Origin of the sequence: Nesterenkonia sp. DZ6, from assembly GCF_022565835.1 — a bacterium.
Lineage (GTDB): Bacteria > Actinomycetota > Actinomycetes > Actinomycetales > Micrococcaceae > Nesterenkonia.
Window position 1 is genome coordinate 54,485 of record NZ_JAJOYW010000003.1, and the last position, 24,581, is coordinate 79,065.

Annotated in this window: 25 protein-coding genes; 16 read left to right on the forward strand and 9 right to left on the reverse strand. The window is 68.8% G+C overall.

Annotated elements, in window-relative coordinates:
- Positions 1-7: 7 nt before the first annotated feature.
- The 3 genes from LTH93_RS08745 to LTH93_RS08755 all read left to right on the forward strand — a co-directional run bounded on the left by LTH93_RS08745 (position 8) and on the right by LTH93_RS08755 (position 3,825).
- Positions 8-2,146: a heavy metal translocating P-type ATPase gene (locus LTH93_RS08745; RefSeq protein ID WP_370642731.1), complete on the forward strand. Its 2,139-nt coding sequence runs from the start codon at positions 8-10 to the stop codon at positions 2,144-2,146.
- 126 nt (positions 2,147-2,272) lie between these two features.
- On the forward strand, positions 2,273-3,082 hold the full coding sequence (locus LTH93_RS08750; protein ID WP_241470719.1) for an alpha/beta fold hydrolase: 810 nt from the start codon (positions 2,273-2,275) through the stop codon (positions 3,080-3,082).
- Positions 3,079-3,825, forward strand: a complete 747-nt coding sequence (locus LTH93_RS08755; protein ID WP_241465844.1) for an esterase/lipase family protein — start codon at positions 3,079-3,081, stop codon at positions 3,823-3,825. Before LTH93_RS08750 ends, LTH93_RS08755 begins: the two co-directional genes overlap by 4 nt.
- Before the next feature lie 74 nt (positions 3,826-3,899).
- Here the strand turns inward: LTH93_RS08755 and LTH93_RS08760 are convergent, their stop codons facing one another.
- A complete protein-coding gene (locus tag LTH93_RS08760; RefSeq protein ID WP_241470720.1) occupies positions 3,900-4,673 on the reverse strand; it encodes a thioesterase family protein in 774 nt (257 codons plus the stop codon).
- Positions 4,674-4,949: 276 nt separating this feature from the next.
- On the opposite strand from LTH93_RS08760, the gene LTH93_RS08765 reads away from it, so the two are divergent.
- The gene (locus LTH93_RS08765) at positions 4,950-5,531 is read left to right on the forward strand and encodes a TetR/AcrR family transcriptional regulator (protein ID WP_241470721.1); all 582 of its coding nucleotides are present in this window, start codon (positions 4,950-4,952) and stop codon (positions 5,529-5,531) included.
- A 176-nt stretch (positions 5,532-5,707) separates the two neighbouring features.
- Complete coding sequence (locus LTH93_RS08770) at positions 5,708-6,772, forward strand: 2,3-butanediol dehydrogenase (RefSeq protein WP_241465839.1); 1,065 nt, start codon at positions 5,708-5,710, stop codon at positions 6,770-6,772.
- On the opposite strand, the gene LTH93_RS08775 is transcribed toward LTH93_RS08770, so the two are convergent.
- Positions 6,750-7,430 (reverse strand): class I SAM-dependent methyltransferase, encoded by a 681-nt coding sequence (locus LTH93_RS08775; RefSeq protein WP_241470722.1) that lies wholly within the window; start codon positions 7,428-7,430, stop codon positions 6,750-6,752. The genes LTH93_RS08770 and LTH93_RS08775 overlap by 23 nt on opposite strands.
- Positions 7,431-7,528: 98 nt before the next feature.
- Between LTH93_RS08775 and LTH93_RS08780 the strand changes: the two genes are divergently transcribed.
- Positions 7,529-8,992, forward strand: a complete 1,464-nt coding sequence (locus LTH93_RS08780; RefSeq protein ID WP_241470723.1) for a dihydrolipoyl dehydrogenase family protein — start codon at positions 7,529-7,531, stop codon at positions 8,990-8,992.
- On the opposite strand, the gene LTH93_RS08785 is transcribed toward LTH93_RS08780, so the two are convergent.
- On the reverse strand, positions 8,974-9,597 hold the full coding sequence (locus tag LTH93_RS08785) for a CDP-alcohol phosphatidyltransferase family protein (RefSeq protein WP_241470724.1): 624 nt from the start codon (positions 9,595-9,597) through the stop codon (positions 8,974-8,976). The genes LTH93_RS08780 and LTH93_RS08785 overlap by 19 nt on opposite strands.
- A complete protein-coding gene (locus LTH93_RS08790) occupies positions 9,590-10,309 on the reverse strand; it encodes a TVP38/TMEM64 family protein (RefSeq protein WP_241470725.1) in 720 nt (239 codons plus the stop codon). Before LTH93_RS08790 ends, LTH93_RS08785 begins: the two co-directional genes overlap by 8 nt.
- A 101-nt stretch (positions 10,310-10,410) precedes the next feature.
- Here LTH93_RS08790 and LTH93_RS08795 point away from each other — a divergent pair, with 101 nt between their 5' ends.
- The gene (locus LTH93_RS08795) at positions 10,411-11,091 is read left to right on the forward strand and encodes a haloacid dehalogenase type II (protein WP_241470726.1); all 681 of its coding nucleotides are present in this window, start codon (positions 10,411-10,413) and stop codon (positions 11,089-11,091) included.
- Positions 11,092-11,143: 52 nt separating this feature from the next.
- Here LTH93_RS08795 and phnE read toward each other — a convergent pair whose 3' ends face one another.
- The 3 genes from phnE to LTH93_RS08810 are packed head-to-tail and all read right to left on the reverse strand — an operon-like array spanning position 11,144 to position 13,781.
- Entirely contained in the window at positions 11,144-12,013 is an 870-nt protein-coding gene (phnE, locus tag LTH93_RS08800; RefSeq protein WP_255727455.1) for a phosphonate ABC transporter, permease protein PhnE, read from the reverse strand.
- Positions 12,013-12,831, reverse strand: coding sequence for a phosphonate ABC transporter ATP-binding protein (phnC, locus tag LTH93_RS08805; RefSeq protein ID WP_241470728.1), 819 nt, complete (start codon positions 12,829-12,831; stop codon positions 12,013-12,015). The genes phnE and phnC overlap by 1 nt, the downstream gene beginning before the upstream one ends.
- The gene (locus LTH93_RS08810; RefSeq protein ID WP_241470729.1) at positions 12,831-13,781 is read right to left on the reverse strand and encodes a PhnD/SsuA/transferrin family substrate-binding protein; all 951 of its coding nucleotides are present in this window, start codon (positions 13,779-13,781) and stop codon (positions 12,831-12,833) included. The genes phnC and LTH93_RS08810 overlap by 1 nt, the downstream gene beginning before the upstream one ends.
- 290 nt (positions 13,782-14,071) lie before the next feature.
- On the opposite strand from LTH93_RS08810, the gene LTH93_RS08815 reads away from it, so the two are divergent.
- Positions 14,072-14,758, forward strand: coding sequence for an alpha/beta fold hydrolase (locus tag LTH93_RS08815; RefSeq protein WP_241470730.1), 687 nt, complete (start codon positions 14,072-14,074; stop codon positions 14,756-14,758).
- Between the two features lie 115 nt (positions 14,759-14,873).
- Entirely contained in the window at positions 14,874-15,443 is a 570-nt protein-coding gene (locus LTH93_RS08820; protein ID WP_241470731.1) for a mycothiol transferase, read from the forward strand.
- On the opposite strand, the gene LTH93_RS08825 is transcribed toward LTH93_RS08820, so the two are convergent.
- Positions 15,355-16,584 carry an acyltransferase family protein gene (locus LTH93_RS08825; RefSeq protein ID WP_241470732.1) on the reverse strand — a complete coding sequence of 410 codons (1,230 nt, stop codon included), beginning with the start codon at positions 16,582-16,584 and terminating at the stop codon, positions 15,355-15,357. The genes LTH93_RS08820 and LTH93_RS08825 overlap by 89 nt on opposite strands.
- A gap of 109 nt (positions 16,585-16,693) precedes the next feature.
- Between LTH93_RS08825 and LTH93_RS08830 the strand changes: the two genes are divergently transcribed.
- From LTH93_RS08830 to LTH93_RS08840, 3 genes are read left to right on the forward strand one after another with little or no spacing between them, the layout of a single operon-like run.
- Positions 16,694-17,776, forward strand: a complete 1,083-nt coding sequence (locus tag LTH93_RS08830) for a type III polyketide synthase (RefSeq protein ID WP_241470733.1) — start codon at positions 16,694-16,696, stop codon at positions 17,774-17,776.
- Positions 17,777-17,780: 4 nt separating this feature from the next.
- Positions 17,781-18,539 carry a methyltransferase domain-containing protein gene (locus LTH93_RS08835; protein ID WP_241470734.1) on the forward strand — a complete coding sequence of 253 codons (759 nt, stop codon included), beginning with the start codon at positions 17,781-17,783 and terminating at the stop codon, positions 18,537-18,539.
- A gap of 1 nt (position 18,540) precedes the next feature.
- Complete coding sequence (locus LTH93_RS08840; RefSeq protein WP_241470909.1) at positions 18,541-19,689, forward strand: FAD-dependent oxidoreductase; 1,149 nt, start codon at positions 18,541-18,543, stop codon at positions 19,687-19,689.
- 50 nt (positions 19,690-19,739) lie between these two features.
- Here LTH93_RS08840 and LTH93_RS08845 read toward each other — a convergent pair whose 3' ends face one another.
- A complete protein-coding gene (locus LTH93_RS08845) occupies positions 19,740-20,591 on the reverse strand; it encodes a UbiA family prenyltransferase (RefSeq protein ID WP_241470735.1) in 852 nt (283 codons plus the stop codon).
- A gap of 43 nt (positions 20,592-20,634) precedes the next feature.
- Here LTH93_RS08845 and LTH93_RS08850 point away from each other — a divergent pair, with 43 nt between their 5' ends.
- From LTH93_RS08850 to LTH93_RS08865, 4 genes are all read left to right on the forward strand, one after another.
- Positions 20,635-20,994, forward strand: coding sequence for a DoxX family protein (locus LTH93_RS08850; RefSeq protein ID WP_241470736.1), 360 nt, complete (start codon positions 20,635-20,637; stop codon positions 20,992-20,994).
- A gap of 231 nt (positions 20,995-21,225) precedes the next feature.
- A complete protein-coding gene (locus tag LTH93_RS08855) occupies positions 21,226-21,603 on the forward strand; it encodes a DUF2267 domain-containing protein (RefSeq protein ID WP_241470737.1) in 378 nt (125 codons plus the stop codon).
- Between the two features lie 114 nt (positions 21,604-21,717).
- Positions 21,718-22,773, forward strand: a complete 1,056-nt coding sequence (locus LTH93_RS08860; RefSeq protein WP_241470738.1) for a hypothetical protein — start codon at positions 21,718-21,720, stop codon at positions 22,771-22,773.
- Positions 22,770-24,503, forward strand: a complete 1,734-nt coding sequence (locus LTH93_RS08865) for an ABC-ATPase domain-containing protein (protein WP_241470739.1) — start codon at positions 22,770-22,772, stop codon at positions 24,501-24,503. Before LTH93_RS08860 ends, LTH93_RS08865 begins: the two co-directional genes overlap by 4 nt.
- Positions 24,504-24,581: the final 78 nt, after the last annotated feature.

Below are 24,581 nucleotides of genomic sequence, written 5' to 3' on the forward strand. Positions count from 1 at the left end.
TGCAGACATGGACAATTCGTCGCGAGCACCCGAGCAGGCTGGACCTGGTCCCGCCGCGGACACCCCGCACCATGGCCATGATCATGGTCATCATCCGAGTCATGACGGCCATGAGGCTCCGTCGAGTCACACCGGACACGAAGGTCACAGCCACGACCATGGGGATCATGTCGGTCAGTTCCGCCGGCTGTTCTTGATCATGGTGGTGGTGGCCGTGCCGGTGGTGGGCTTCAACGAGATGTTCGCGCACCTTCTCGGCTATACGCTCCCAGACGCCCCCTGGGTGTGGTGGGTGTCTCCTGTGCTGGGCACCATCGTCTACCTCTGGGGCGGTCGCCCATTCCTGACCGGAGCAGCCTCGGAGGTCCGCGCCAGGCAGCCCGGGATGATGCTGCTCATCGGGCTCGCCATCACCGTGGCCTTCATCGCGTCCTGGGGTGCGACGCTGGGGATCCTGGACCATGAGCTGAACTTCTGGTGGGAGCTGGCCCTGCTGGTGGTCATCATGCTGCTCGGACATTGGATCGAGATGCGCTCACTGGCTCAGACCACCTCTGCCTTGGACTCCCTGGCAGCGCTGCTGCCCGATGAGGCTGAGAAGGTCCAGGGCGACGACGTCGTGAAGGTCGCTCCGGCCGCTCTGGCCGTCGGCGATGTGGTGATCGTCAGGCCTGGCTCTTCGGTCCCGGCCGACGGGAGGATCATCGACGGAAGCGCCTCGATGGATGAATCCATGGTCACCGGTGAATCGAAGCCGGTCCGCCGCGGGACCGGCGAGCACGTCGTCGCCGGCACCGTGGCGACAGACTCCGGGCTGCGCGTCGAAGTCGCGGCTATCGGGGAAGACACCGCTCTGGCCGGGATCCAGAAGCTCGTGGCGGATGCTCAGGCTTCCTCCTCCCGGGCTCAGCGCATCGCGGACAGGGCTGCAGGCTGGCTGTTCTGGTTCGCTCTGGGGGCTGCGGTCCTGACTGCACTCAGCTGGGCCGCGCTGGGCATGCCCGAGGCTGCGGTTGTCCGCACGATCACCGTGCTGGTGATCGCCTGTCCCCACGCGCTGGGTCTTGCGATCCCGCTGGTGGTCTCGATCGCCACCGAGAGGGCCGCCCGGGGCGGCGTTCTCGTGAAGGACCGGCTGGCCCTGGAGTCCATGCGCACGGTCAACGCGGTGCTCTTCGACAAGACCGGCACGCTCACCAAGGGGGAGCCCACCGTCACAGGGGTCCACCCCGTGGGGAATCACCGGGACGACGACGTCCTTGCCCTCGCCGCCGCCGCAGAGTCAGACAGCGAACACCCGTTGGCCCGGGCGATCATCGGCGCTGCACGGGGCCGGGACCTGAACGTGCCGCGGGCCAGAGACTTCTCCTCATCTCCCGCCGTGGGGGTCAGCGCCACCGTTGACGGCAGCGTCGTGGAGGTCGGGGGTCCGCATCTTCTGGACCAGCGCAGACAGGACGCGCTCACGGTCACCGAGCAGTGGCGCGAAGAAGGCGCGATCATCCTCCACGTGCTGATGGACGGTGAGGTGATCGGAGCGCTGCGGCTCGCTGATGAGGTCCGACCCGAGTCCCACGCTGCCATCGAGGCGCTCCATGCCCGACGCGTCGAGGTTGTGATGATCACCGGGGACGCCCAGGCAGTTGCCGACACCGTCGCCCGAGATCTGGGCATCGACAGAGTCTTCGCCGGGGTCCGACCCGAGGACAAGGCGGCAAAGGTCGCCGAGCTCCAGGCAGAGGGAAAGAAGGTGGCCATGGTGGGTGACGGCGTCAACGACGCTCCTGCCCTGGCGCAGGCCGATGTCGGCATCGCCATCGGCGCGGGCACCGACGTGGCCATCGGATCCGCCGGGGTGATCCTGGCGAGCTCCGATCCTCGCTCCGTGCTCTCCGTCTTCAGGCTCTCCGAGGCCAGCTACAGAAAGATGAAGCAGAACCTGTGGTGGGCCGCCGGATACAACATCGCCGCGGTGCCGCTCGCCGCGGGCGTGCTGGCGCCCCTCGGATTTGTGCTCCCGATGAGCATCGGCGCGATCCTGATGTCTGCCTCCACCGTGGTGGTTGCTCTCAACGCCCAGCTGCTCCGCCGCCTTGACCTCTCCCCTGGGGCGAGCACTCCGGAGGTCACCGACCACGGCGCATAGGGCGGCGAGGGGAGAATCTGGGAGGACCCCCACCGGGACATACAGCCAGCCTCGATACCATGGTCGATCTGAGGCGGGCCACGCAGCGCTCGCCCCAGGTTCATACGACGGATCGAGAAGGGGCCCATGTTCTGGAGGACCGTATCCGCAGCCGGGTCCCGCACGAGGCGCCTGCAGGTCGGCGACCACGCCGTGGATGTTCACGGGACCTTCGCTCCGCAGCGACCCCAGGTCCTGTTGGTGCATGGACTCGGCATGTCCGGCGAGTACTTCCAGCCCCTGACCGACGTGCTCGCGGCCACCCACGATGTCTACGCGCTGGATCTGCCGGGGTACGGCAAGACGCCCAATCCGGAGCGGGCGCTGAGCATCTCGAAGCTGAGCGAGGTGGTGGCCGGGGTGGTCACCACGCTGGAGCTGGACTCCCCCGTCCTCGTCGGTCACTCGATGGGATGCCAGATCGTCGCCGACGCCGTCGCCACCCACCCGGAGATGTTCGCCGGCTACGTGCTGATCGGGCCGACAGTGGACCCGTCCGCGCGCAGCTTTCTCGCCCAGAGCTCACGGCTGATGCGCGACACCCTGCGCGAACCCCCACGGAACAACTTCATAGTGTTCCGCAACTATGTGCGGATGGGCCCGCTGCGCTACCTGCGCACGGTCCGACACATGCTTGCCGATCGGACTGAGGAGTCCATCCAGCGCTGCACGATTCCGGGCCTGGTGGTCCGCGGCGGGAATGATCCGATCGCCTCGGCCGAGTGGGCGCGGCAGCTGGTGGACCTCGCCCCCGACGCGAACCTGGTGGAGATCCCCGACGCTCCGCATGCGCTCCAGATCCACCGGCCGAAGGAGCTCGCCTCCGCGTGTGCCCCGTTTCTGGCAGCCGTCGACGGCGAGCGCCCGGGCCCGCAGACGACGGCGCCCCGCGCGTGACCAGCCTCCCGGCTTCGGCCACCCCTTCCTCCGGCGCGCGGGAGCGTCTGCGAGGGGCATCCGAGCTTGGCCGCAACCTCGGCGCCTGGGTCCACGACTACGCCTACGCGCTGCGCCGGCAGGCGTCCGGACTGCTGCGTGGGCCTGATCCGAAGGCCTACCGCCGGCCCGAGTCAGGGAAGCCCGCCGTGCTGCTGCTGCCGGGGATCTATGAGACCTGGGCCTTCATGCTCCCGGTGGCCAACGTGCTGCGGGAGCAGGGCTATGACGTGCACGCCGTCGTGGACCTGGGGTACAACGGCGGCACCATCGAGGACATGGCAGACCTGGTGGATGACTACATCCGCCGTGAGGGCGTTCAACGGTGTGTGCTGGTGGCCCACAGCAAGGGCGGGCTGATCGGCAAGCTGCTGCTCACCCGGCAGAGTGACGCCGACCCGGTCTTGGGGCTGGTCACGCTGAACACCCCGTTCGAAGGGTCACAGCTGGCCCGACTGCTGCCGCTGCCCGCGCTGCGGCTGTTCCTGCCACGCTCCCCGGAGCTGGCCGAACTGGGCGCCAGCCGGGACGTGGATGCGGACATCATCTCGATCTACGGTCGCTTCGACCCCCACATCCCCGGCGGGAGCCGCCTCGAAGGTGCACACAATGTGCAGCTGGAGACGCGGGGACATTTCCTGCCGCTGAGCGATGCTCGGGCGCACAAGGCGATCCTCGACGGGGTCCGGCGGATCACGGGTTGATGAGAAGGTACGTGCCAGCGCCGCTCAAGACCTGACCGGCACCGGCACATCGCAGAGCAACGGGCTCGGACACGTCACTGCCTGGGTCGGACCGTGAGCGCCTGGGTCGCTGAGCCGACGGGTCCCTTGAGGTCATGAATGATGGACTGTGTCAGTCCGCGCCCATCGGGTCCGAAGGAGACCGTCGTGTCATAGCCCACCCACTCCCCTTCTGGAGCACGGAAGATCTGGGTGGAGAGCTCCACGTTGGGGAAGAGCACGTCACCTGGGTCTGAGCGGACGGCGACCCCGTTCGCGACGTCGAACAGTCCGACGAAGCGAGACAGATCGCTCACCCGTTCGTCCGCGACGAGGGAGTGGGGGGTGCGGATCCAGGCCTGGGAGCGCCCTTCGCCCAGGACGCGGCGCTTGGATTCGATCGAGCGGATGAGCCCTCCGGGCCAGACTGTGCTCGCATCCCACGGTTCAAAGGTCGCCGGTCCGGGAATCTCCGCCAACGCGGTTCCCTCCAGCCGGGCGGTGTCGAACTGAGCCAGCAGCCAGCCGCGCAGGAGCACCGCCGGACGCGAGTCATGCCTCAGCTCGACCTCCACCAGCTCAATGGTCTTGCCGGGACGCAGCACGCGGGCGACGACGTCGACCTCACCCACCGGCAACGGTCCCAGGATGTCGTAGTGCAGCCCCGTGATGCGCAGCGAGTCCTCACGGCGTTGATCTCTGTCTTGCTCCATGACATGTGCCATCAGCCCCAGCGCAGGCGCGATGTGCTGCATGTCTTCATCCCAGGCTCCACTCGCATGTTCGGTGGCCTGAAACCGTGTCTCGTCGATCCGTTCGAAGTACGCCATAGAAGTCTCCTCGTGTGTTCAGTTCTGGGAGTCCTGGATCAGCAGGGCCTCGCCCTGGCCGACGCCAGACCGACTGCGGCGAAGGCTTCGTTGATCTGGAAGAGATCCAGCTCAGTCGGGTCGAGGGAGCCCTTACGCTGCTGGAGGGTCACCGGGACGACTTACTCGTCATAGCACCCTTCCGTGATCCACGATCATCACACATGTTACTGACATATAACGTACGTTATTTATATGTACAACGATATGTCGGTTAACTCTGACTAGAATGACATGATGAGCACCGCCCAGCAGGTCCCAGCGCGCACGCGGCTGCTCCAGGCTGCTGACCACATACTCTTCGAAGACGGCATCCGCGCCACGCCCGTGGACGAGATCCTCCGTCGGGCGCGCGCGTCTCCAGCCACCTTGTACTCACACTTCGGCAGCAAGGACGCGTTGACCGCGGAGGCCCTGCGGATCCGTTTCGCTGACTGGCGGAGCAGCTGGGACGAGCAGGTGATCTCCGCGAACAATGACACCGAGCGGCTGCTGGCCGTCTTCGACGCCTTGGCCGCCTACAGGGAGGACCGGCAGCACCCATCACGCTGGTGCGCGTTCCTCGCAGCCGCCACTGAGCTGATGCCGGAAGCCGGAGAGATCAGGGACGTCCTGGACGCGGACACAGCCTTGTTGCGCACACGGCTGCTTCACCTCTCCCGCCCCCTGGCAGGTGATCGAGCCAAGGATCTTGCCGAAGGAGTGCTCCTGGCCTACGACGGGACCTTGACCGCGTTCCTGCGCGGCCACCCTCGGTCGCCGATCGAGGGTGGCCGTCGTCTGGCCCTCGCAGCGGTTCAGGCCTACACCCAGAGCTGAGCGGGCCGTCGCGCCTGCACCGGTGATGACAGGGCGGGGACGCGGACCAAGCCGGGTGGCCACCACTGTCGGTGACCTTTCATCCGGCTGACTGAGACCCCGTGCTTTGTCCCGGTGCCAGGAGTAGTCTGCGAACGTCTCTACCTGCTCGAACCAGCTACCAGGAGATTGCCATCATGCGCGCAGCTCGTTACTACGATCGCAAAGACATCCGCATCGAAGAGATCGACGAACCTCAGCTGAAGCCGGGACACGTGGCCATCGACGTCGCCTGGTGCGGCATCTGCGGCACCGACCTCCACGAATACCTCGAAGGCCCGATCTTCGTCCCGGCCCACGGACACCCGCACCCCATCTCCGGTGAGTCCGCACCGGTCACTCTCGGACACGAGTTCTCCGGGACCGTCACGGCAGTCGCCGACGACGTCAGCGACCTCACGTCCGGCCAGAAAGTGGTGGTCGAGCCCTACATCATCCGCGAGGACGTGGAGGTCAAGCCCGGGGTCGATTATCAGCTCTCCCCGGACATGAACTTCATCGGCCTCGGCGGTCGCGGGGGCGGGCTCAGCGAGAAGATCGTGGTCGAACGCCGCTGGGTCCACCCGATCGCGGATCACGTCGCCCTCGATCACGCCGCACTGATCGAACCTCTCGCGGTAGGCCACCACGCCTTCGTCCGATCCGGCGGCAAGGCCGGTGGCGTCGCGGTGGTCGGCGGCGCAGGCCCGATCGGTCTGCTCACCGCCGCGGTGCTGAAGGCGGAAGGCCTCACCGTCTTCATCTCCGAGCTCTCCGAGGCCCGCAAGGCCAAGGCCCGGGAGACCGGCGTCGCCGACGAGGTCTTCGATCCCCGCGAAGTCGACGTGGCAGCGGAGGTGCGCCGCCGCACCGACGGCCGTGGAGCCGACGTCGGCTTCGAATGCTCCTCGGTCCCGGTGGTCCTGGACATGCTCCTCGATGCGGTGCGTCCCGCCGGAGTCATCGTCAACGTCTCCATCTGGGGGCACAAGCCCGCCGTCGACATGCCGAAGCTGGTGCTCAAGGAGATCGCCCTGCTGGGCACCATCGGCTACGCCAACGATCACCGACGCGTGATCGAACTCGTCGAGGACGGCAAGATCGACCTCGGTCCGTTCATCACCGGCAGGATCGGCCTCGACGGGCTGGTCTCCGAGGGGTTTGAGCAGCTGATCAACAACAACGAGCAGCACGTCAAGATCATCGTCGACCCGCGGGCTTGACCCCCACGCGGACCTGCAGGTGGCCGCCGCGCGCCGAAGCGGACCGGAGGTCTGCGCAGTCACGTTCCACCGCGGCCCACGGGTGCGCCTCGATATCCGCCCCGCCCAGTCGGCACGCAGCCCTGGCCAGCGGGCTCAGCAGCGCGCTGACTCCGCTGGGCCGCTGCATGTCCAGCACCCCCAGCTCCGCCTCGGGCTCCGTCAGCTGCCACATGTTTCCCCAGGCTCGCACCCACGGGTCCATCAGAGACAGCGAGTACGTCGCCAGCCCGACGCGTGAGAGCCCGCTCCCACCAGCCTGCGTCATCTCCTCTGAGACCTCGGCGGCGACCATGGTGGTGGCGTCGGCCTGGATCAGGATCACGTTGTCCCAGCCGTGACGCTGCGCCCGCTTCCTGGCCTGGACGAGCATCTGGGCGCTGCGATCGATGCCCACGATGACCCCGCGCAGGCCCACCCGGTTCTGCAGCGGCCCGAAGTTCAGGCCGGTGCCGCACCCGAGGTCGAGAACCTGGTCTCCCTCGCGCAGTGCGAGTGACTCGATGAGCCGTCGTCGTCCGGCGCCGTAGACGGGTTGCTCGGCGGAGAGCAGATCGTAGAACGGGGCGAAGGCCGTGTACTTCTCGCGGGTGTATCTCTCGGCGCTGTCCTTCTGCAAGGCCCGGCTCCTCTCCCGCGTACGCTATGCACAGCACCTCCCAGGGTATGCGCTGACGCTGACGCCGACCCCTCTCGCCGCCGTTGAAGGAGTTCACCGTGGATGGTCTGATCGATCTGCTGGTCATCGGCGGGGGCACGGCGGGGATCGTGGGGGCTAAGACGGTAGCGCGCCTGGGTGCACGCACCGTCCTGGTCGAGCAGCACCGCACCGGCGGCGACTGTCTCTGGACCGGATGCGTGCCTTCGAAGACCATCCTCTCGGCGGCCGCCCACGCCTCCCTGGTCCGCGAGGCCGCCGACACCGAGCCCGATTTCACCCAGGTCAGGAAGCGGATCCGCGCGACCATCAGCACGATCGAACCCGACGATTCGGCGGAGACCCTGGAAGCCGCTGGGGTGACGGTGCTGCATGGAATCGCCCGGTTCACCGCCCCCGGGGTTGCCCAGATCTCTGGGGTGTCCGGGGGCGCGGGCGAGCGGATCCGCTTCCGTCAGGCCCTCATCGTCACCGGCAGCTTCCCTTCGGTGCCCGAGATCCCAGGTTTGAAGGACGCCGGGCACGTCACCTCCGACACGATCTGGGAGCTGACGCAGCTGCCGCCGCGTCTGGTGGTGATCGGCGGCGGCCCGATCGCCTGTGAGCTGGGCCAGGCCTTCGCGCGGCTCGGCTCAGACGTGACGGTGCTGGCCCGTTCGGGACTGCTCCCCAAGGAGGACCCCGACGCCGCCGCCCTGGTGCAGGCGAGCCTGGAACGCGATGGCGCCACCGTGCTTGTCAATGAGGAGCCCGCCCGCGTCCACCGTCGATCTGACGAAGCCGAAGGGGCCGACGGTGCGGACGGACACATGGTCACCACCTCGGCAGGCCGGCGGCTGGAGGCCGACGTCGTCCTGGTCGCCACCGGGCGGACCCCGCGGAGCGCAGGCCTGGGTCTGGAGCAGCTCGGGGTGGAATGTGACGAGGCCGGACACGTGCTCGTGGACGACACGATGCGCACCTCGAACCGCTCCATCTGGGCCGCCGGGGATGTCACCCCGCACCCGAAGTTCACCCACCTGGCAGCGGTCCACGCCAGCACCGCCGCCTCCAATGCGGTCCTCGGCCTGCGGCGCCGAGTCAGCCGCACGGTCCCGCGGATCACCTACACCTCCCCGGAGGTCGCCGCCGTGGGCCTCACCGCTGTCTCCGGCCCGGGCATGACCACCTCGACGGTCTCACTGGAGCACACCGACCGGGCGCTGACCGAGGACTCACCAGAAGGATTCGCCCGACTGGTGATCGGCCGGCGCGGCCGAATCCTCGGCGGCACCCTCGTGGGTCCCCGGGCAGGTGAGTCACTGGGAGAGCTGACCCTCGCGGTCGCACAGAAGCTGAGCACCCGGCAGCTCGCGGGAATCACCCACGCCTACCCGACCTACAACGATGCGCTCTGGGACGCCGCGATCGCCCATGCCCGCGACGGACTGGACTCCCCCGTGGTCAGCACGGCGACCAGCGCGCTGGCTGCCCTGGTCCGACGACGACGCCGCGGCCCTGAGTCTCAGCCCAGCGCCCGGTAGCCGACGACCACGCGGTGCGCCGCACTCAGGCCGACCAGCAGCGCCCACACAGCCGCGATCGGGGCGGCCGCGACGGGGAAGATCAGCCACAGGCTGTGCACCAGCGCGGTCTCGGCCCCCTCCGCCAGGCCACCGATGAAGGAGAGCGACCGGCCGTCGTCAAGCTGCCTGCCGTCCTTCTCCGCGATGGAGGAGAACGCGAGGAAGGCGCCCCCGTTGACGTAGTAGGCGAAGAGCACCAGCAGGAACGGCAGCCACGGGGCGTCGAAGGCCGCGCTCGCACCGATGGCCACGCCCACCACCGTCGCGCCATAGACGATGAAGTCTGCGCAGATGTCCCAGAAGCCGCCCTGCCCGGAAGCCGGGGAGGACCCGCCGGCCCTGCGCCGGGCCAGCGGGCCGTCCAGCCCGTCGGCGACTCGGCAGAGCAGCCACAGGATCAGCGCCGGGATCCATTGCTGCGTCGCCGCGAGCACCGCGCTGATGAGGCCGGCGGCAAGGTTGAGGCCGGTGAGCCGGTTCGGGGTCACCCAGGGCACGTCCAGCACGCGGGCAGCAGCGTCTGCAGTCGGGGCGAGCGCGGACCGGAGCAGCGCATCAAACATCGGCTCTGCCGCTGCTCCCGCGGAGACGCACCGCGCAGGCGATCCCGGCCAGGGTCAGGACGCCGAGCACCGCGAATGCCAGCTCGGCCTGGAAGCCCGTTTCAAAGCCGAAGGCGCCCAGCGCCAGGTAGCTGGCTGTGCCGGGGACGATCCCGATCAGGGTGCCCAGAAGGTAGGGCCACCAGCCCAAGGAGGTCAATCCGGCCGAGTAGTTGATCGCGGTGAAGGGCAGCACCGGGACCAGCCGGACCCCCACGACGGCGGCGAACCCGTGACGGTCCAGGACGGCTTCGAACCTTGCGACCCGGGTCCCGGTGAACCGCTCGACCGCGTCGCGGCCCAGCCGGCGGCCCAGCCAGAACGCAGCGGAGGCTCCGGCCATCGCGGCGGTGTAGACGATCAGCAGACCCGGGCCGAACCCGAAGAGCACCCCGGCACCGATGGAGAGCACGTTCTTCGGCACTGGGGCCAGGGTCAGTGCGGCGTAGGCGATTCCGAATCCGATCGGACCCCACCAGCCCGTGCCGGCGACCAGGTTTCGGATCTCCTCCACCGACGGGAGCGGAAGCAGGAGAGCCGCGGCGGTGAAGACTCCCAGCGCCAGCACCAACAGCGCAGCTTTGGCCACGGCTGCTCGGCGCCCAGACTGCGCCGCCGCGGAGGGTTCCTCTGGGGCCGCGGACCTGAGGCGAGCCGGCTCCTGGTCAGTCACTCTTGAGAGCGTACTGGAGCCGGGAGTCCGAGTGTTCAGGGATGGATCATCCGGCGCTGACTTCCGGCGTGGACAGCGCGGCCCGTGGTAGGAAGGGTCCCATGACTACCCCGCCGCCTGTGGTGCTCTTCGACGTCAACGAGACGCTGTCCGATATGCGTCCCCTGGCGAGCGCATTCGAGGAATCAGGGATGCCTGCTGCTGGGGCCCCGCTGTGGTTCGCGGAGGTGCTCCGCGATGGGTTCGCGCTGACCACCACCGGCGAGAATCCCGACTTCGTGGCGATCGCCCGGGACAATCTGCGCCGCCACCTGGCTGCGGCATCTGGAGCTCGAGACCACGCTGAGGACGTCGATCGCATTCTGGAGGTCTTCACGCACTTCGACCTGCACCCCGACGTCACTCCTGGTGTCACCGCGCTGAGCCGGACCGCGGAGCTGGTCACGCTGAGCAACGGCTCGGCGTCGATCGCGGAGACTCTGCTTGCACGCGGCGGCGTGCGGGAGCTCTTCTCGCAGTGCCTCAGCGTCACCGACGCACCGTTGTGGAAGCCCACGCGGGACGCCTACGCGTATGCCGCGCAGCAGACCGGACGACCCCTGGAAGAACTGATGCTCGTCGCGGTGCACCCCTGGGACATCCACGGGGCCGCCGCCGCGGGACTCCGCACCGCCTGGATCAACCGCACCGGGGCTGCGTACCCGAGCTGTTTCCGGACCCCGGAGATCGAGGCCGAGCACCTGGTGGCGCTCGCGGAGATCCTCGCGGGAGCGCGGGGCTGACCGTCGACGCCGGTCCGTTCACCGAGCTGGGCCGCGGGCCCAGGAACCTCGATCACACGGCACGCGTCAGCTGGTCTGCTCCCAACATTCTGCGCCGGACCATCGCGCTGAGCTGTTCGGCGAACAGCACCACCACGAGGATCATCAGGATGATTGCCAGGGCCGTATCGAATTGGCGCAGGCTGAACGCCGTGGTGAGTTCGCCGCCGATGCCCCCGGCGCCGACCATGCCCAGCACGGTTGCGCCGCGGATGGATTTCTCCAGGCAGTAGAGGCTGGTCGCGGTGAACGAGGCGAACGAGGCTGGCAGCACTGCACCGACCACGATCGAGATCTCGTTGGCGCCGGTGGAGCGCAGTGCATCGATGGGTCCACGCTCGACCTCTTCGATCCGCTCGGCGAAGAATCGTCCAGCGAAGCCGAGGACGTCCACGGCGATCGCGAGGATTCCCGCCAGGGGTCCGAGGCCGACGGCCATGACGAAGATCAGAGCCCAGACGAGATCGGGCACCGCCCGAAGCGAGGTGAGCACGAATCGCATCGCGTGCGACAACGGCCGCCAGGGGCTGGTGTTCTGCGCGGCCAGCAGTGCGGCGGGCACGCTGAGAACAACACCGATGATGGTGCCGATCAGGGCGATCTCGATGGTCTCGAGCATCGCCTCGGCGAAGTTGGGAAATCGCTGCGCATTCGGTGGGAACGCCCCGGAGAGGAATCTCCACACGTTCTCCGGCGCTCGGAACAGGCGCTCTATCGAGATGTCCATGCGCACCAGTCCATTGCCGGCCAGCGCCACGAGGAGCACCACGATCAGGCTTGTCGACCAGCGCGGGGGCTTTGTTCGTGGGGGCGCCGCCGGGGGTCCCTGGTGGATCGACGTGCGAGGCTTCCGCAAGGTCGAATCGGGGCTGCTGCGGATCATCAGGCAGCCCCCTCGAAGATCCCGCGGGACGGGAACTCCTCCCGGTCTTCGGTGGTGTAGAGGCCCTGAAGCTGTTCATCGGCCACCTCCGACATGACCGTGTCCATCTCCACGGCCCCGTCGCGAAGCGCGATCACGCGGTGACCATAGGCGCGAGCAAGCTCCAGCTGGTGCAAGGTGCAGAGCAGGGTCAGGCCTCGTTCTTCGGTGATCTCCCAGAGGAGATCCATCACTGATCGCCCAGCTCGGGGGTCCAGCGCCGCGACCGGCTCATCTGCGAGAACCACCTGGGGCTGCTGCATCAACATCCGGGCGATGGCGACACGCTGCTGCTGACCCCCGGACAGCTCCTCGGCTCGGCGCTGAGCCACATCGGCCAGCCCCACCCGATCCAGTGACTCCATGGCTTCATCACGTTGGTCTTTCCGGGCACTCATGGCGAACCAGTTCCGCATGCCGCCCACGCGCCCCAGCGATCCGTGGATGACGTTGGTGAGCACCGAGAGTTCGCGCACCAGGTTGATCCGCTGGAACACGACGCCCACCTCGCGGCGCAGTGCGGTGATCTCACGGGTGCCCGCGGTGGTGATCTCGGTGTCGAGAACCCTGACCGAACCATCACTGGGCTCGACCAGCTTCGTCAGGCACTTCTGCAGGGTGGACTTGCCTGAACCATTGGCACCCAGCAGAACTACCGTCTCACCTGCGTTGACCCGGAGGTTGATGTCGGTGAGGGCCTGTGTGCCGTTGGGAAAGCGCTTCGAGAGTCTGGAGACTTCAAGGACAGGGGTTCGAGCAGCGGCATCTCGCACGGGCATCAGTTCTCACCGTCGTCTTCGTCGGCGTCACCTGGTTCGTTCTCATCGGGCAGCTGCGAGTAGTCAGAGAAGCCGGCCGCCTCGAAGGACCGGCGAACAGGGTCATAGTCACCGTCTTGGGCGTCGACGAACTCTGAGCCGATGTATTTGTCGTTCTCCCCGGTCCCCACGACGGCCTCCAGGAGCACATCCTGGTTCTCCAACAGGGATGCCTTGAGATAGTCGGCGCACTCTTCGCCGAGACCCGTCCGGGCGACGAAGAGGTCGTTGGGCAGATCCGGGCCTTCCTCAAGCATCCGGACCTCGTCCTCGCCCATCATGTCCTGAAGCTCTTCAAAGTCAGAGATGCCGCTGCCCAGCGCATCGCCGTCGCCGCCTGCGAAGGCCTCCAGCTGGGTGTCTGAGAGGGGAACGATATCGACATCACCGACCGTGGGGTCGAGACCGGCGGAGTCGAGCATCTCCAGCGGGCCGAGGTGACCCGAGGTGGACCCGACTTCCTTGGTGATGATCTGGGCGCCGGCGAGGTCCTCGACCGATTCGACGTCGGAGTCCGCGCGGGTGAAGATCGCCGCCTGGTAGTTCTCCCGGGTGACACCCACGATGGGAAGAGCATCGGCGTCGTGCTTGAGCACCACGTACTCGGCGGGCCCAGTCAGCAGCACGTCGAGGTCATCGAATTCCAGTGCGGTGGCGGCGGCGGTGCGGGAGGACATCGGTTGAAACTCGATGTCCAGCTCTGTCGCTTCCTCCAACGCGGCCCGGAAGTCCTCGAACTCCACCTGGAGAACCTCCAGTCCCTCCACTCCCGTGTCGGAGAAGCGCAGCGGCTCGGTCCCGCAGGCCTCCTGACCCTCCCCTGATGGCTCTGACGCGGCGGCGTCGGAGTCGCCGCTGCAGGCAGTGAGGGTCAGTGCGGCAAGCGCGAGGAGTGAGACGGCTGAGTTCATTCGGGGCGCGGAGAGGTGATGCACGGGGTTCCCTTCGGTGTTTGTAAGGTCTGCCCCGACCCTCACGCACCGATGTGGCCGGAACGTCACCTGGCGGTGAACGAGGATCAAATGGCCGGCCACATCCCCGAGGCAGGACGACTCAGATCACGCGACCGGCAGAATCGTGATCCTGCCAGCATCTACGTCATTCCAGGCGGCCTATCGACCTGAGCTGTTCGACGAACTCGGTGAGAGCCGCGGCCGGCTGAACCTTCCGCTTCACGGCGTCTGTTCCTAGCATCGATCCCATGGCCACTCCCCTGCTCTTCCTCTCCGGCGCCGGACTCCCCTCTTGGATCTGGGACGATGTGCGATCCCGCGTGGAAGCACCGTCCCGCGTCGCCCCGCGCCCGACGACCGGTGAGACTGTGAGCGATTATGCCCGGGCAGCCCTGGAGGCGGCTCCGGCGGAGAGGTTCACGCTGATCGTGCATTCCTCGGGCGGCGTGGTCGCCGCCGAGCTCGCCCGCTCCGCGGAACCTGGACGCATCACCGGGGTGCTTGGCCTCGCAGCCGTCATCCCGCGGGCGGGAGCGTCCTTCGTCTCCTCGCTGCCGTTCCCGCAGCGATTCATCCTGCCGGCGGTGATGCGGGTGGCCGGGACCAGGCCACCTGAGTCCTCGATCCGGAAGGGCCTCGGCGCGGGCCTCGATGAGACCACCACGCGACGCCTCGTTGCGGACCTCTCACCCGAGCCGCGCGAGTACTTCACCAGTCGCGCCGCGGACCCGGCCGCCCTGTTCGCCATTCCTTCACGGGGCTACGTCGTGACCACCGACGACGCCGAGATCCCGAGTGCTCTGCAGCGCCGCTTCGCCGCTCGGCTCCACCCGACCGAGACCTTCGAGGTGCGTGCGGGCCATCTGCCGATGCTCACCCACCCAAAGGTCATCGCGACCGCCATCAACTCACTGGGCGACCGGCCCGGAACATGAGCGAGCACGAACACCGGCAGGAGACGCCCGGCCAGGGCGCCGGGAAGCGATCGCGTCCCGGCGCGGCTGACCCGCAGACAGGCACCACCCGGGCGCCGAGAGGTTCAGGAGAGCCATGAGCAGCATCGAGATTCTCAAAGACATCGCGCGTCGCCCGCTCGAAGAGGTCCACGCGCTGCGCCCAGCGCTGACATCAGAGCTGCTCAATGCACACCCGCATCATCACAACTCCATCGCCTGGCTGCTCTGGCATTCAGCCCGAGAGATCGACGAGCAGCTTGCCAGCCTCTCCGGGCAGGAACCGGTCTGGACGGTGCAGGGCTTCGCTGAGCGGTTCGCCCTGGATCTCGGTGCCCACGACATGGGGTTCGGCCATACCGGCACCCACGCGCGGCGGGTCCGGGTCAGCGACCCGGACCTGCTGCTGGAGCATCTGCGCGCCGTCGTCGAGGCACAGCTGTCCTATCTGGACTCCCTGGGCGAGGCCGATCTCGAGGAGGTCATCGACACCCAGTGGCACCCGCCCGTGACGCGGGGGGCACGGCTGATCAGCCTCTCGCTGGACGCGGTGGCGCATATCGCCCAGGCCGCCTACGTCACCGGGATGGGTCCTGCCGCGTTTGAGGAACCTCAGGTCGCGGAGCAGCACGGTGAGGAGCATCAGGGCGGGCAGCGTCAGGCGTAGGTCCGCCGAGCTCGGGAGCGCCGGGCCGGCCAGCCTCTGGTCGGCCAGCCTCTGAACGGGCGGCACCCGCGCTGCGGCTCGGCACGGCTCCGGTGAGCTGGCGCAGCCACTCCGGGGCTTCGAACAGCCAGTCCTGCCCCAGCCGCTGCGCCACCGCGTAGATCATCAACGGTCCGATCACCCCGCCCAGGGTCGGCAGGGCCACGTGCACCGCGAGGGCCTCCACGCCGAGCATGCCGAGCACGATGCGTGTACTGGCGGTGAAGAAGATGTGCGCCACGAAGATCACCAACGACAGCTCCCCGATGCGGGCGAGCCACCGGGCCCGGTGGCCCATCCGTGCCAACAGCAGCGCCACTGCCAGGATGGCGAGCACGCCGGCGCTCGAACCGATGAACCCGAGTGCCACGCTGGGCGCCGTGCGGATGTCGCCATAGGCGGTGGGCGGGGTGGCCAGCAGCGTGTAGCCGAGGACCACCCACACTGCCCCGGCGCCGATCACGACGCCGCCCGCCCAGCCGACCCCGAACCGCTGCACCCAGCTGAGCAGGCGCTTCCCGGTGAGCACCACGCCGAGGAAGAAGAAGACCGTCAGCGCCAGCCCCTCGCCGCCGAGGATCCTCCAGTTCAGGCCCCACACCACGGCAGAACCGAGCGCTGCCAGGCCCAGGGTCACGACGGCCGCCCGCTGGCTGCGCCAGGGCTTCGCGACCGCGGCGAGCAGCATCATCACCGTGATCCAGCCGAAGAACCAGAACTGCTCCTTCGGCTCCCAGATCATGAGCAGCTCGACCGGATGCACCGGGTCGTTCACGGCCGAGCCCATGCCGATCTTCAGCAGCAGCTGCAGCGTGGACCAGAGCATATAGAGCCAGAGGAAGGTCACCGAGCGCGCCCGGGCGTAGTGCCAGGCGCCATCCCGGCGCATCCCCGAGGCGACGAAGAGTCCCGCCAGGAACGCGAAGACCGACAGGTGAGACATGTAGATGACGGAATCGACCTGTGTCAGAAGGGGGTCCTCCACCAGCTCCGCCGGCTCCAGGGCTCGCCATACATGGCCCAGGACAATCAGGATTATCGCCAGCGCCTTAGCGATGTCGATCGTGGCGTCCCGCGCGGGTTGCACCGAGTCTCGTGTCACGGGTTTATCAAATACCAGGCATCTCTCTTCGGCAAGCCTTTTCTTGCTTTCATGGCGTTCGGCGCGACCTCGGCGGCGGAGAGGCTCGTCGTCATGGTTTAGTGGTGACATGCCCGCGCGCATCATCTCCATCGGCACGGCACTGCCGGCGACCTCTGTGCCCCAGGGAGACCTGCGCGCCTTCTTCGCTGATCAGCCCGACGCCAGCCGGCTGACCCGCCGGCTCATCGGGGCAGCCTTCGACGCCGCCGGCATCGAGACCCGCCACTCGGTGCTCACCGGGCTGGGCGGCACCCCGGACGGGGTCTTCGTCGGCGAGGATTCCAGACTGCTCTCCCCCACCACAGGGATTCGCAATGAGCTCTACCGACGGACCGCCCCAGACCTGGCCGCCGACGCCGCGCGCTCCGCCCTGTCGGAGGCGGCGCTCACCCCCAGCCAGATCACTCACGTCGTCACCGTCTCCTGCACCGGATTCTTCGCTCCGGGCCTGGATTTCCGGCTGATCCGCGACCTCGGCCTGCCCGAGACCGTGGAACGCAGTCACCTGGGATTCATGGGCTGCGCCGCCGCCCTTCCGGCGCTGCGCACGGCGTCTCAGATCACCGCCGCGCAGCCCGAGGCCGCGGTGCTGGTCGTCTGCGTGGAGCTGTGCTCGCTGCACATCCGCGACACCGCGGACTCCGAGCAGATCGTCGCGGCCTCGGTCTTCGCCGACGGCGCCGCTGCCGCAGTGGTCACCGCCGACGAACGCCTCGGCACCCCCGGCGGAATCGTGCTGGAACGGTTCGCCACCGCGCTGACCAGCGAGGGCGAGTCCGACATGGTCTGGACGATCGGGGATCACGGGTTCAACATGCGACTCTCCGCCGAGGTCCCGAGGATCATCGGCCGTGAGATCCGCGCCGCCGTCGACCGTTTCCTCGGTGAGGAGGGGGCCCCCGCCCGCTGGGCCGTCCACCCGGGAGGCCGCAGCGTCCTGGACCGGGTGGAGGCCGGGTTGGAGCTTGAGGCCACAGCCCTCGATGCTTCCCGCGCGGTGCTGCGCGACCACGGCAACATGTCCAGTGCGACCATCCTGTTCATCCTGCGCCAGCTCCTCGCCGACCCCACGGTCAGCGGCCGCATCGCCGCACTGGCCTTCGGGCCCGGGCTCACCGTGGAATCCGCCCTGCTGTGCAAGACCCGGTGACCCGATGAGCCGGGTCAACCTCTCCGTCCGCGACGCGCAGCTGCGCGAGCTCATGGATGATCCCGACTGTGACCCTGTCCGCCTCGACGCGACCCTGCGACGATTCCACCTGATCAACCGGCTGATCTCGGGCTGGAACCAGGTCTACCGCACCCGGCTGCGCCCGACGCTGCTCAGCCTGGACAGACCGGCACGGGTGCTCGACCTGGGCTCCGGCGGCGGAGACGTCGTCACCCGGCTCGCGCAGCTGGCAGCCCGAGACGGCCTGGAGGCGCAGTGGACCGGGGCGGATCCTGATCCGCGCGCCCATGAGGCGGCCCAGAACGCCCAGGAACAGCGGATCCAGAACCAGCGCACGGAGAAGCTCGGTTCCGACACCCCGCCGCAGCCGCCCCGGGTGAGATTCCTGTGCGCCGACGCAGACGCGCTGCTGGACCAGGGCGAGAGCTTCGACGTCGTCCTGTCCAACCATGTGCTCCACCACCTTGACTCGCCTGGCCTGCTCGACTTCACCGGCGCCTCGCGGCGGCTCTCCACCGGCACCGTGCTGCATGGCGACATCGCCCGCGGCCGGCTCGCCTACAGCCTCTACGCCGTCGGGATCACCCCGCTCGCGCCTGGCACCTTTCTGCGCACCGATGGGCTGCGCTCGATCCGGCGCAGCTACCGGCACGAGGAGCTCTCCGCCGCCCTGGGCTCCGGTTGGACCGTGAGCTCTCCGTCGCCGTTCCGGCTGATCGCGGAAGCGCCCGGCCTTGGCTGAGGTGATCGTGATCGGCGCCGGCCCGGTGGGGCTGCTGATGGGTGGCCTGCTGCGCCGAGCCGGGATCGATGTGGAGATCCTGGAACAGCGCGGTCACGGCAGCGGTGACAGCCGCGCCATCGGAGTCCACGCCCCGGTGCTCGCCGCTCTGGAGGGCTCCGGGCTGACCGCAGGGCTGCTTGATCAGGCAGTCCGGGTGACCCGTGGGGAGGCCCGCGCGCAGGGGCGGGTGCTCGGCGAAGTGCGCTTTGATCGACTCCCCGCCCGGTTCCCCTTCGTCGCCACCCTCCCCCAGTCCGGCACCGAGGCGGTGTTCTCCGAGGCTGCCCCGGTCCCGCAGCGCGGGGTCAGCGTCGGCGCGCTGCGCCCAGGGCCTGAACACGTGGAGGTCGACACAGGCGCCGGGCCCCGTCAGGCACCGCTGGTGGTTCTCGCCGGGGGTCCGCGCTCCCGGGAGCTGGTCTACCGGTCTACGCTCGCGCACACCTACCCGGACCGGTACCTGATGACCGACGCTGACGTGTCTGATGAGCAGGCGTTCGAGCAGCAGGACGCGCGCACCGCCGTCGTCCACCTCGAGCCCGCCGGAGTGCTGGAGTCCTTCCCGCTGCCGCAGGGACGACGCCGGTTCGTCGCCTGGGACTCCCTCGGCACCTCCCAGGACCCCAGCTCTGCGGACCCCACATCTCGTGACCCGGCTGCGCAGCGTGACCGGATGGAACGCACGCTGGCCGCCCACGGTCAGCCGCTCACCGGGCAGGTCAGCGGCTTCGGGGTGCGTCGATTCGTCGCGCCGGCGCTGCGCGATCACCGGCTTCTGGTCATCGGCGACGCCGCCCATGAGGTCAGCCCGATCGGTGGCCAGGGGATGAACCTGGGCCTGCTCGATGCCGCCACCCTGGCCCCGCTGCTCACCGCCTGGGTCCGCACCGGCGCCGCGCCGGAGTCGGAGCTGCGGCGCTGGGAACGCGCCCGGCTGCGCTCGGCCCGCCGGGCGGCCCAGCTGGCGGCGCTGAACACCCGGCTCGGCCGGCCGCTCACACCGACGGCGGACTCCGCGCGCCGGGGCGGCGTGCGGCTGATGCTGGGCCCAGGCGCCGGCCGGGCCTTCGCCCACGCCTATGCCATGGGATTCGACGCCGAGGCCTGAGCCTCAGCCGGCCGCCTTCAGTGCGCCGCAAGCCGAGTACCAGCGGCATCTCAGCCGGCCAGGGATCCTCCCGCCACCACCAGCTGGGCCGCGAGCAGCAGCGCTGCCAGCATCACCAGCCGGAAGAGCACCCGTCCGGAGCGGGCCCGCGCCGCCAGGCCCAGCGCCAGCAGCGCCACCGCGCTGACCAGGAGGAGGAACACCCAGGAGATCACCGGGACCTGGTCCAGCTGCCACCCGGCGGAGCCTGCGGTCACGGCGACCCCGCCGGCGAGCACCGCCGCCGCGGCCAACCCCGCCGAGGGCCGGGCACCGAGCCGGTGCGGGAGGCCGGTGATGCCGGTGCGGGCGTCGTCGTCGAGGTCTGGGAGCACGTTGGTCAGATGGATGGCGGCACCCAGTGCGGCGCCGGCGAACCAGGCCCAGGGTGCGGCGAACGCCGAGGCCGGGGACGCGAGGGTCGAGAAGGAGGGGAACAGCCCGAAGGCGAGCAGGAACGGGGCCAGTGAGAACACTGTGGCCTTCAGCCCGGCGTTATAGGCCCAGGAGGCGGCGAGGAAGACCAGGTGGGCGCCGAGCAGCCCGAGCCCCAGCGGCGCGGAGAGCAGCAGCGCCAGCGTCAGGCAGCTGATCGCACCCGCCCAGGCGGCGCGGACGCTGAGGTCTCCGCGCGCGATGGGCTTGTCGCTGCGCCCGACGGCGCGATCCCGTTCGGCGTCGAAGGCGTCATTGGAGATGCCCACCGAGAGCTGGCCGAGGAAGACCGCGAGCGCGAGCAACAGGATGCGCTCGACACCGAGTCCGGCCGAGACCGCGAGGGCAGCAGTCAGGGTCGTCACCACGACGGTCGGTCCGGGATGAGAGGATCCCCACAGACCTCGAGTCACTTTCAGGATCGCCATCAGGTCAGTCTCTCACCCCGACATCCCACCCCTCGGAGGACCCATGAACAGCACGCAGCGCGCAGCATCGATGGCCGGGCTCCTCGGCGTCGCCGGGGTCATGCACTTCCTGCGGCCGGAACCCTTCGACGCCATCGTGCCGCCGCAGCTGGGGAATCGCCGCCGCATCACCTACGCCAGCGGTGTCGCCGAGCTCGGCTGCGCGGCCCTGCTGGCCGTCCCGGCGACCCGCCGGGTGGGCGGAGTCTGCACCGCGGCACTGATGCTCGCCGTCTACCCCGCGAACATCTATTCGGTGCGGAGGTACTGGCACCGGCCGAGCGCGCGGAACATCGCCCTGGCGCGGCTTCCGCTGCAGGTGCCTCTGGTCCGTGCCGCCTGGCGCATCGCGCGGGGCGAGTAGGCCGCTGCGTCCGCGTCGAGACGTGGATCATCTGGGCGGCGCCATGGATGAGTCACAGGTGTGACCACGGCTGAGACCTGTGGTTCGACAGGGCCCGGGGTCCCATGTTTACCGTGGAGGCACCGGTCAGTCGGGCCCGCCTGCGCAAGTGTGAACCCTGCAGGCACGTGAGAGCGGACGTTGTCGTTTCCGCGCAAGGCCCGCTGGCCCCAGCACGTGAAGGAGCAACATATGCGCCACGACGAATTTCTGAAGACCGTCGCCGAGAAGGGCGGTCCCTCGGATCGCGATCAGGCCAGCCAGCTGGTGAACGTGGTGCTGGAGGACCTCGGCAAGCGGCTCAAGGGCGGCGAAGCGAGCAACCTTGCCGCGCAGCTGCCGGAGGAGCTCAAGGCTCCGCTGACCGACAACGCCGGCACAGACACGCTCGATGATGTCGATGAGTTCCTGCGTCGGGTGGCCGGCAAGCTCGAGCAGGGCCTCGGCACCGAGGAAGCTCTTCCCCAGGTCAAAGCAGTGTTCTCCACGCTCTCGGACTCCGTCTCCGAGGGTGAGATCAAGGACCTGCGCTCGCAGCTGCCGACAGGCTTCGCACCGCTCTTCGCCTAGCAGGTGTTCGCCCGCCCGCTCCATGGGCATGTCCCGCTGGGCCACCGGCCCAGCGGGAGGGTGACCTCATCACGATGAGGCCCCTTCACCAACAGCGAAGGAGCACCTGAGGCTGTGTCTGAACCCGCGAAACCGTTCCACATCAGGCTCCTCGCCGATCCCGGTCTGCCCACCCGGCGCGTGAACTCCATCCAGGAAGGCTTCACCGAGGAGGCACGCAAGCTCCTCGACGGGGAGGTCACGGTCTCCTGTGCGACCCGGATGCTGCGCATCCGCCCCGACGCCACCTTGGACATCGACGCGGTGCGCGAGATGGAGGCGGATCATGCCGAGGCTGATGCCGTCATCATGCTCACCGAGATCCCCCGCCACACCAAGGGGCACCCGCTGATCTCGGAGATCTTCCCCGAGCACAACGTCGCGATCGTGTCCTGCCCGACCCTGGGCGCCTGGGCCACCAAGAGCCGCATCCAGAAGGTCTTCACCGGCTCGCTGCTGCGCCTGCTGCCCCCCGGCTCCGGACCGGATCCGCAGAAGTATGACCAGCGCTGGAGCCAGTGGGAGCCCACCGAACGCGGAGAGGGCCTGGGCCTCTTCGCCCACACCCTCACCGGCGGTCCGCGCACCGTGCTGGGCATGGCGCTGGGCAATGATCCCCTGCGCACCGTCCCGAAGCTCTCCAGCGCGCTGGCCGCAGGTGCGGCCACCGGCGCCTTCGGCATCTTCTACAGCTCCATCTGGCAGATGGCCGATGCGCTGAGCCCCACCCGGCTGATGCTGGTCGGGCTCGCCGCGGTGGTCACCATGATCATCTGGCTGATCATCCGCGACGGACTCTGGGACCGCCCGAAGAACCGCAGCCTCGCCACCGTGGTCACCCTCTACAACGGGTCCACCGCGATCACCCTGCTGGCCTGCATCCTGATGCTCTACCTCCTCCTGGTGGCGGTCATCTTCCTCGTCGGGCTGGTGATCATCGACGCCGAATACCTGGCGACGATCATCGGCGGCGAGGCCAGCCTGCTCAACTATCTGAACATCGCCTGGTTCAGCGCCGGGATGGGCGTCTTCGCCGGCGCCATCGGATCAAGCTTCGACTCCGGCGTGGACCTGCGCCGACTGACCCACGGACAGCGCGAACGCCAGCGCGAATACACGGAGAGCGCATGAACGACCAGCAGACCCTGCAGCAGACCCTGACCGCGATCGACGGCCGGGGGTACGCGTCCTATAGGCAGCTGAGCGGCCGCTACGCCCTGGGCCGCTTCACCCTGAGCGTGGACAAGGTGCAGGTGGACCCGTTCGCGCCGCCCTCGCTGATGCGGATCAGCCTCCGCCGCGACGACGCCGGACTGCCGGCAGAGCTGCTCGATGATCGGCTCGGACGGATCGCCGCCAGCGACTTCCTCACCCGCGCCTTCGCCGACGCCGTCGCCGCCAGTCCCGCTGAAGGGATCAGCATCGGCCGGCCCGGGCAGCAGGTGCTCGAGCGCACCAGCGTGGTCATCACAGAGGAGCTGATCACAGCACGTCTCTTCGTGGCGCTGCCCGCGGCAGGACGCAAGGCGCTGGGCCGCAAAGCCGCCCGGCTGCTCACCGAGACCCTGCCCGGCCTCGCCGAGTCCTCGCTGCTGCACGCCAGCCTGGACCAGGACGCGCTGCGCTCCCACGTCACGCTGCTGCGTGATCAGGAGGACCTGCGCACGCAGCTCACCGCGGCCAAGCTGATCTCCTTCGCCGCCGACGGCTCCGTGCTGCCCCGACAGGCCGGGGATTCCGACCTGCCGCTCGGCGACGGCGCGGTCGAGTTCACCAGCCCCGAGGCGCTTCGCCGCAGCTTCACCCTGCCCAGCGGCCGAGAGGTCGCCGGAATGGGCGTGCCCGAGGGTGTCACCGTCATCGTCGGCGGCGGCTATCACGGCAAGTCGACCCTGCTGCGCGCCATCGAGCGCGGGGTCTATCCGCATATCGCCGGGGACGGCCGCGAATGGGTCATCACCGGCGCCTCCGCGGTCTCGATCCGGGCCGAGGACGGCCGCAGTGCCGCCGGCGTCGACATCTCCCCCTTCATCTCCGGGCTGCCCTCCGGTGCGGACACCCGCAGCTTCTCCAGCACCAACGCCTCGGGTTCGACATCCCAGGCCACCAACCTGGTCGAGGCCGTGGAAGCCGGAGCCCGGGCCCTGCTCATCGATGAGGACACCTCGGCGACGAACTTCATGATCCGCGACGACCGGATGCGCCAGCTGATCCCGGCCGAGCGCGAGCCGATCACTCCGTTCGTGGACCGGGTCCGCCCGCTCTTCACCGAGCGCGGAGTCTCCACCGTGCTGGTGGCCGGCGGCTCCGGCGCCTTCTTCCAGGTCGCCGACCAGGTGATCGCCCTGCAGGACTACACGCTGCGCGAGGTCACCGCCGAGGCGCACCGCATCGCCGAAGACCACCAGACGACGACGGCGCGCCCGGCAGCCTCGAGCACCTCCGCGGCGGCCACAGACCCCCCTGCCGCGGAGCTCCCGGTCGAGACGGTCTTCACCGACGTCCCGCCCCGAGTTCCGCGCCGCGCCTCGCTGCATCCGGCGAAGAAGACCAAGCCCGCCCGCAGCCGCGGGCACCGGGTGATCCAGTACGGCCGCGAGGATGTCGACCTCACCGCTGTGGCCCAGCTGGTGGACCCGGCGCAGACCGAGGCGCTGGCCAAGGCGCTGGACCGCCTCGCCGAGCAGGCCGACGGTGAACGCGACATCCCCACCTTGGTCGCTGCGCTCGTGGACCGCATCGACGCTGAAGGTCTGGATGCCCTCTCCCCGCGCCGCGGGCATCCCGGCCATCTCGCCCGCCCACGGCCGCACGAGATCCACGCCGCGATCAATCGGTACCGCGGCCTGATTCTGCACTGAGCAGTGCCCGCTGGGCTACCCTGAGAACCAGTCCGGCATCAGGGCAGGTCCTGATCGTGCCGGGATCACAGGGGGTGC

Excerpts from the sequence above, each read along its gene's own strand:
- LTH93_RS08855 (WP_241470737.1), top strand. The coding sequence starts at position 21,226 with ATGCGCCACGACGAATTTCTGAAGACCGTCGCCGAGAAGGGCGGTCCC.
- LTH93_RS08795 (WP_241470726.1), top strand. The coding sequence starts at position 10,411 with ATGACTACCCCGCCGCCTGTGGTGCTCTTCGACGTCAACGAGACGCTG.
- LTH93_RS08845 (WP_241470735.1), bottom strand. The coding sequence starts at position 20,591 with ATGGCGATCCTGAAAGTGACTCGAGGTCTGTGGGGATCCTCTCATCCC.
- LTH93_RS08760 (WP_241470720.1), bottom strand. The coding sequence starts at position 4,673 with ATGGCGTACTTCGAACGGATCGACGAGACACGGTTTCAGGCCACCGAA.
- LTH93_RS08810 (WP_241470729.1), bottom strand. The coding sequence starts at position 13,781 with ATGAACTCAGCCGTCTCACTCCTCGCGCTTGCCGCACTGACCCTCACT.
- LTH93_RS08770 (WP_241465839.1), top strand. The coding sequence starts at position 5,708 with ATGCGCGCAGCTCGTTACTACGATCGCAAAGACATCCGCATCGAAGAG.
- LTH93_RS08835 (WP_241470734.1), top strand. The coding sequence starts at position 17,781 with ATGAGCCGGGTCAACCTCTCCGTCCGCGACGCGCAGCTGCGCGAGCTC.
- LTH93_RS08750 (WP_241470719.1), top strand. The coding sequence starts at position 2,273 with ATGTTCTGGAGGACCGTATCCGCAGCCGGGTCCCGCACGAGGCGCCTG.
- phnC (WP_241470728.1), bottom strand. The coding sequence starts at position 12,831 with ATGCCCGTGCGAGATGCCGCTGCTCGAACCCCTGTCCTTGAAGTCTCC.
- LTH93_RS08865 (WP_241470739.1), top strand. The coding sequence starts at position 22,770 with ATGAACGACCAGCAGACCCTGCAGCAGACCCTGACCGCGATCGACGGC.
- LTH93_RS08830 (WP_241470733.1), top strand. The coding sequence starts at position 16,694 with ATGCCCGCGCGCATCATCTCCATCGGCACGGCACTGCCGGCGACCTCT.
- LTH93_RS08820 (WP_241470731.1), top strand. The coding sequence starts at position 14,874 with ATGAGCAGCATCGAGATTCTCAAAGACATCGCGCGTCGCCCGCTCGAA.
- LTH93_RS08815 (WP_241470730.1), top strand. The coding sequence starts at position 14,072 with ATGGCCACTCCCCTGCTCTTCCTCTCCGGCGCCGGACTCCCCTCTTGG.
- LTH93_RS08745 (WP_370642731.1), top strand. The coding sequence starts at position 8 with ATGGACAATTCGTCGCGAGCACCCGAGCAGGCTGGACCTGGTCCCGCC.
- LTH93_RS08785 (WP_241470724.1), bottom strand. The coding sequence starts at position 9,597 with ATGTTTGATGCGCTGCTCCGGTCCGCGCTCGCCCCGACTGCAGACGCT.
- LTH93_RS08765 (WP_241470721.1), top strand. The coding sequence starts at position 4,950 with ATGAGCACCGCCCAGCAGGTCCCAGCGCGCACGCGGCTGCTCCAGGCT.
- phnE (WP_255727455.1), bottom strand. The coding sequence starts at position 12,013 with ATGATCCGCAGCAGCCCCGATTCGACCTTGCGGAAGCCTCGCACGTCG.
- LTH93_RS08850 (WP_241470736.1), top strand. The coding sequence starts at position 20,635 with ATGAACAGCACGCAGCGCGCAGCATCGATGGCCGGGCTCCTCGGCGTC.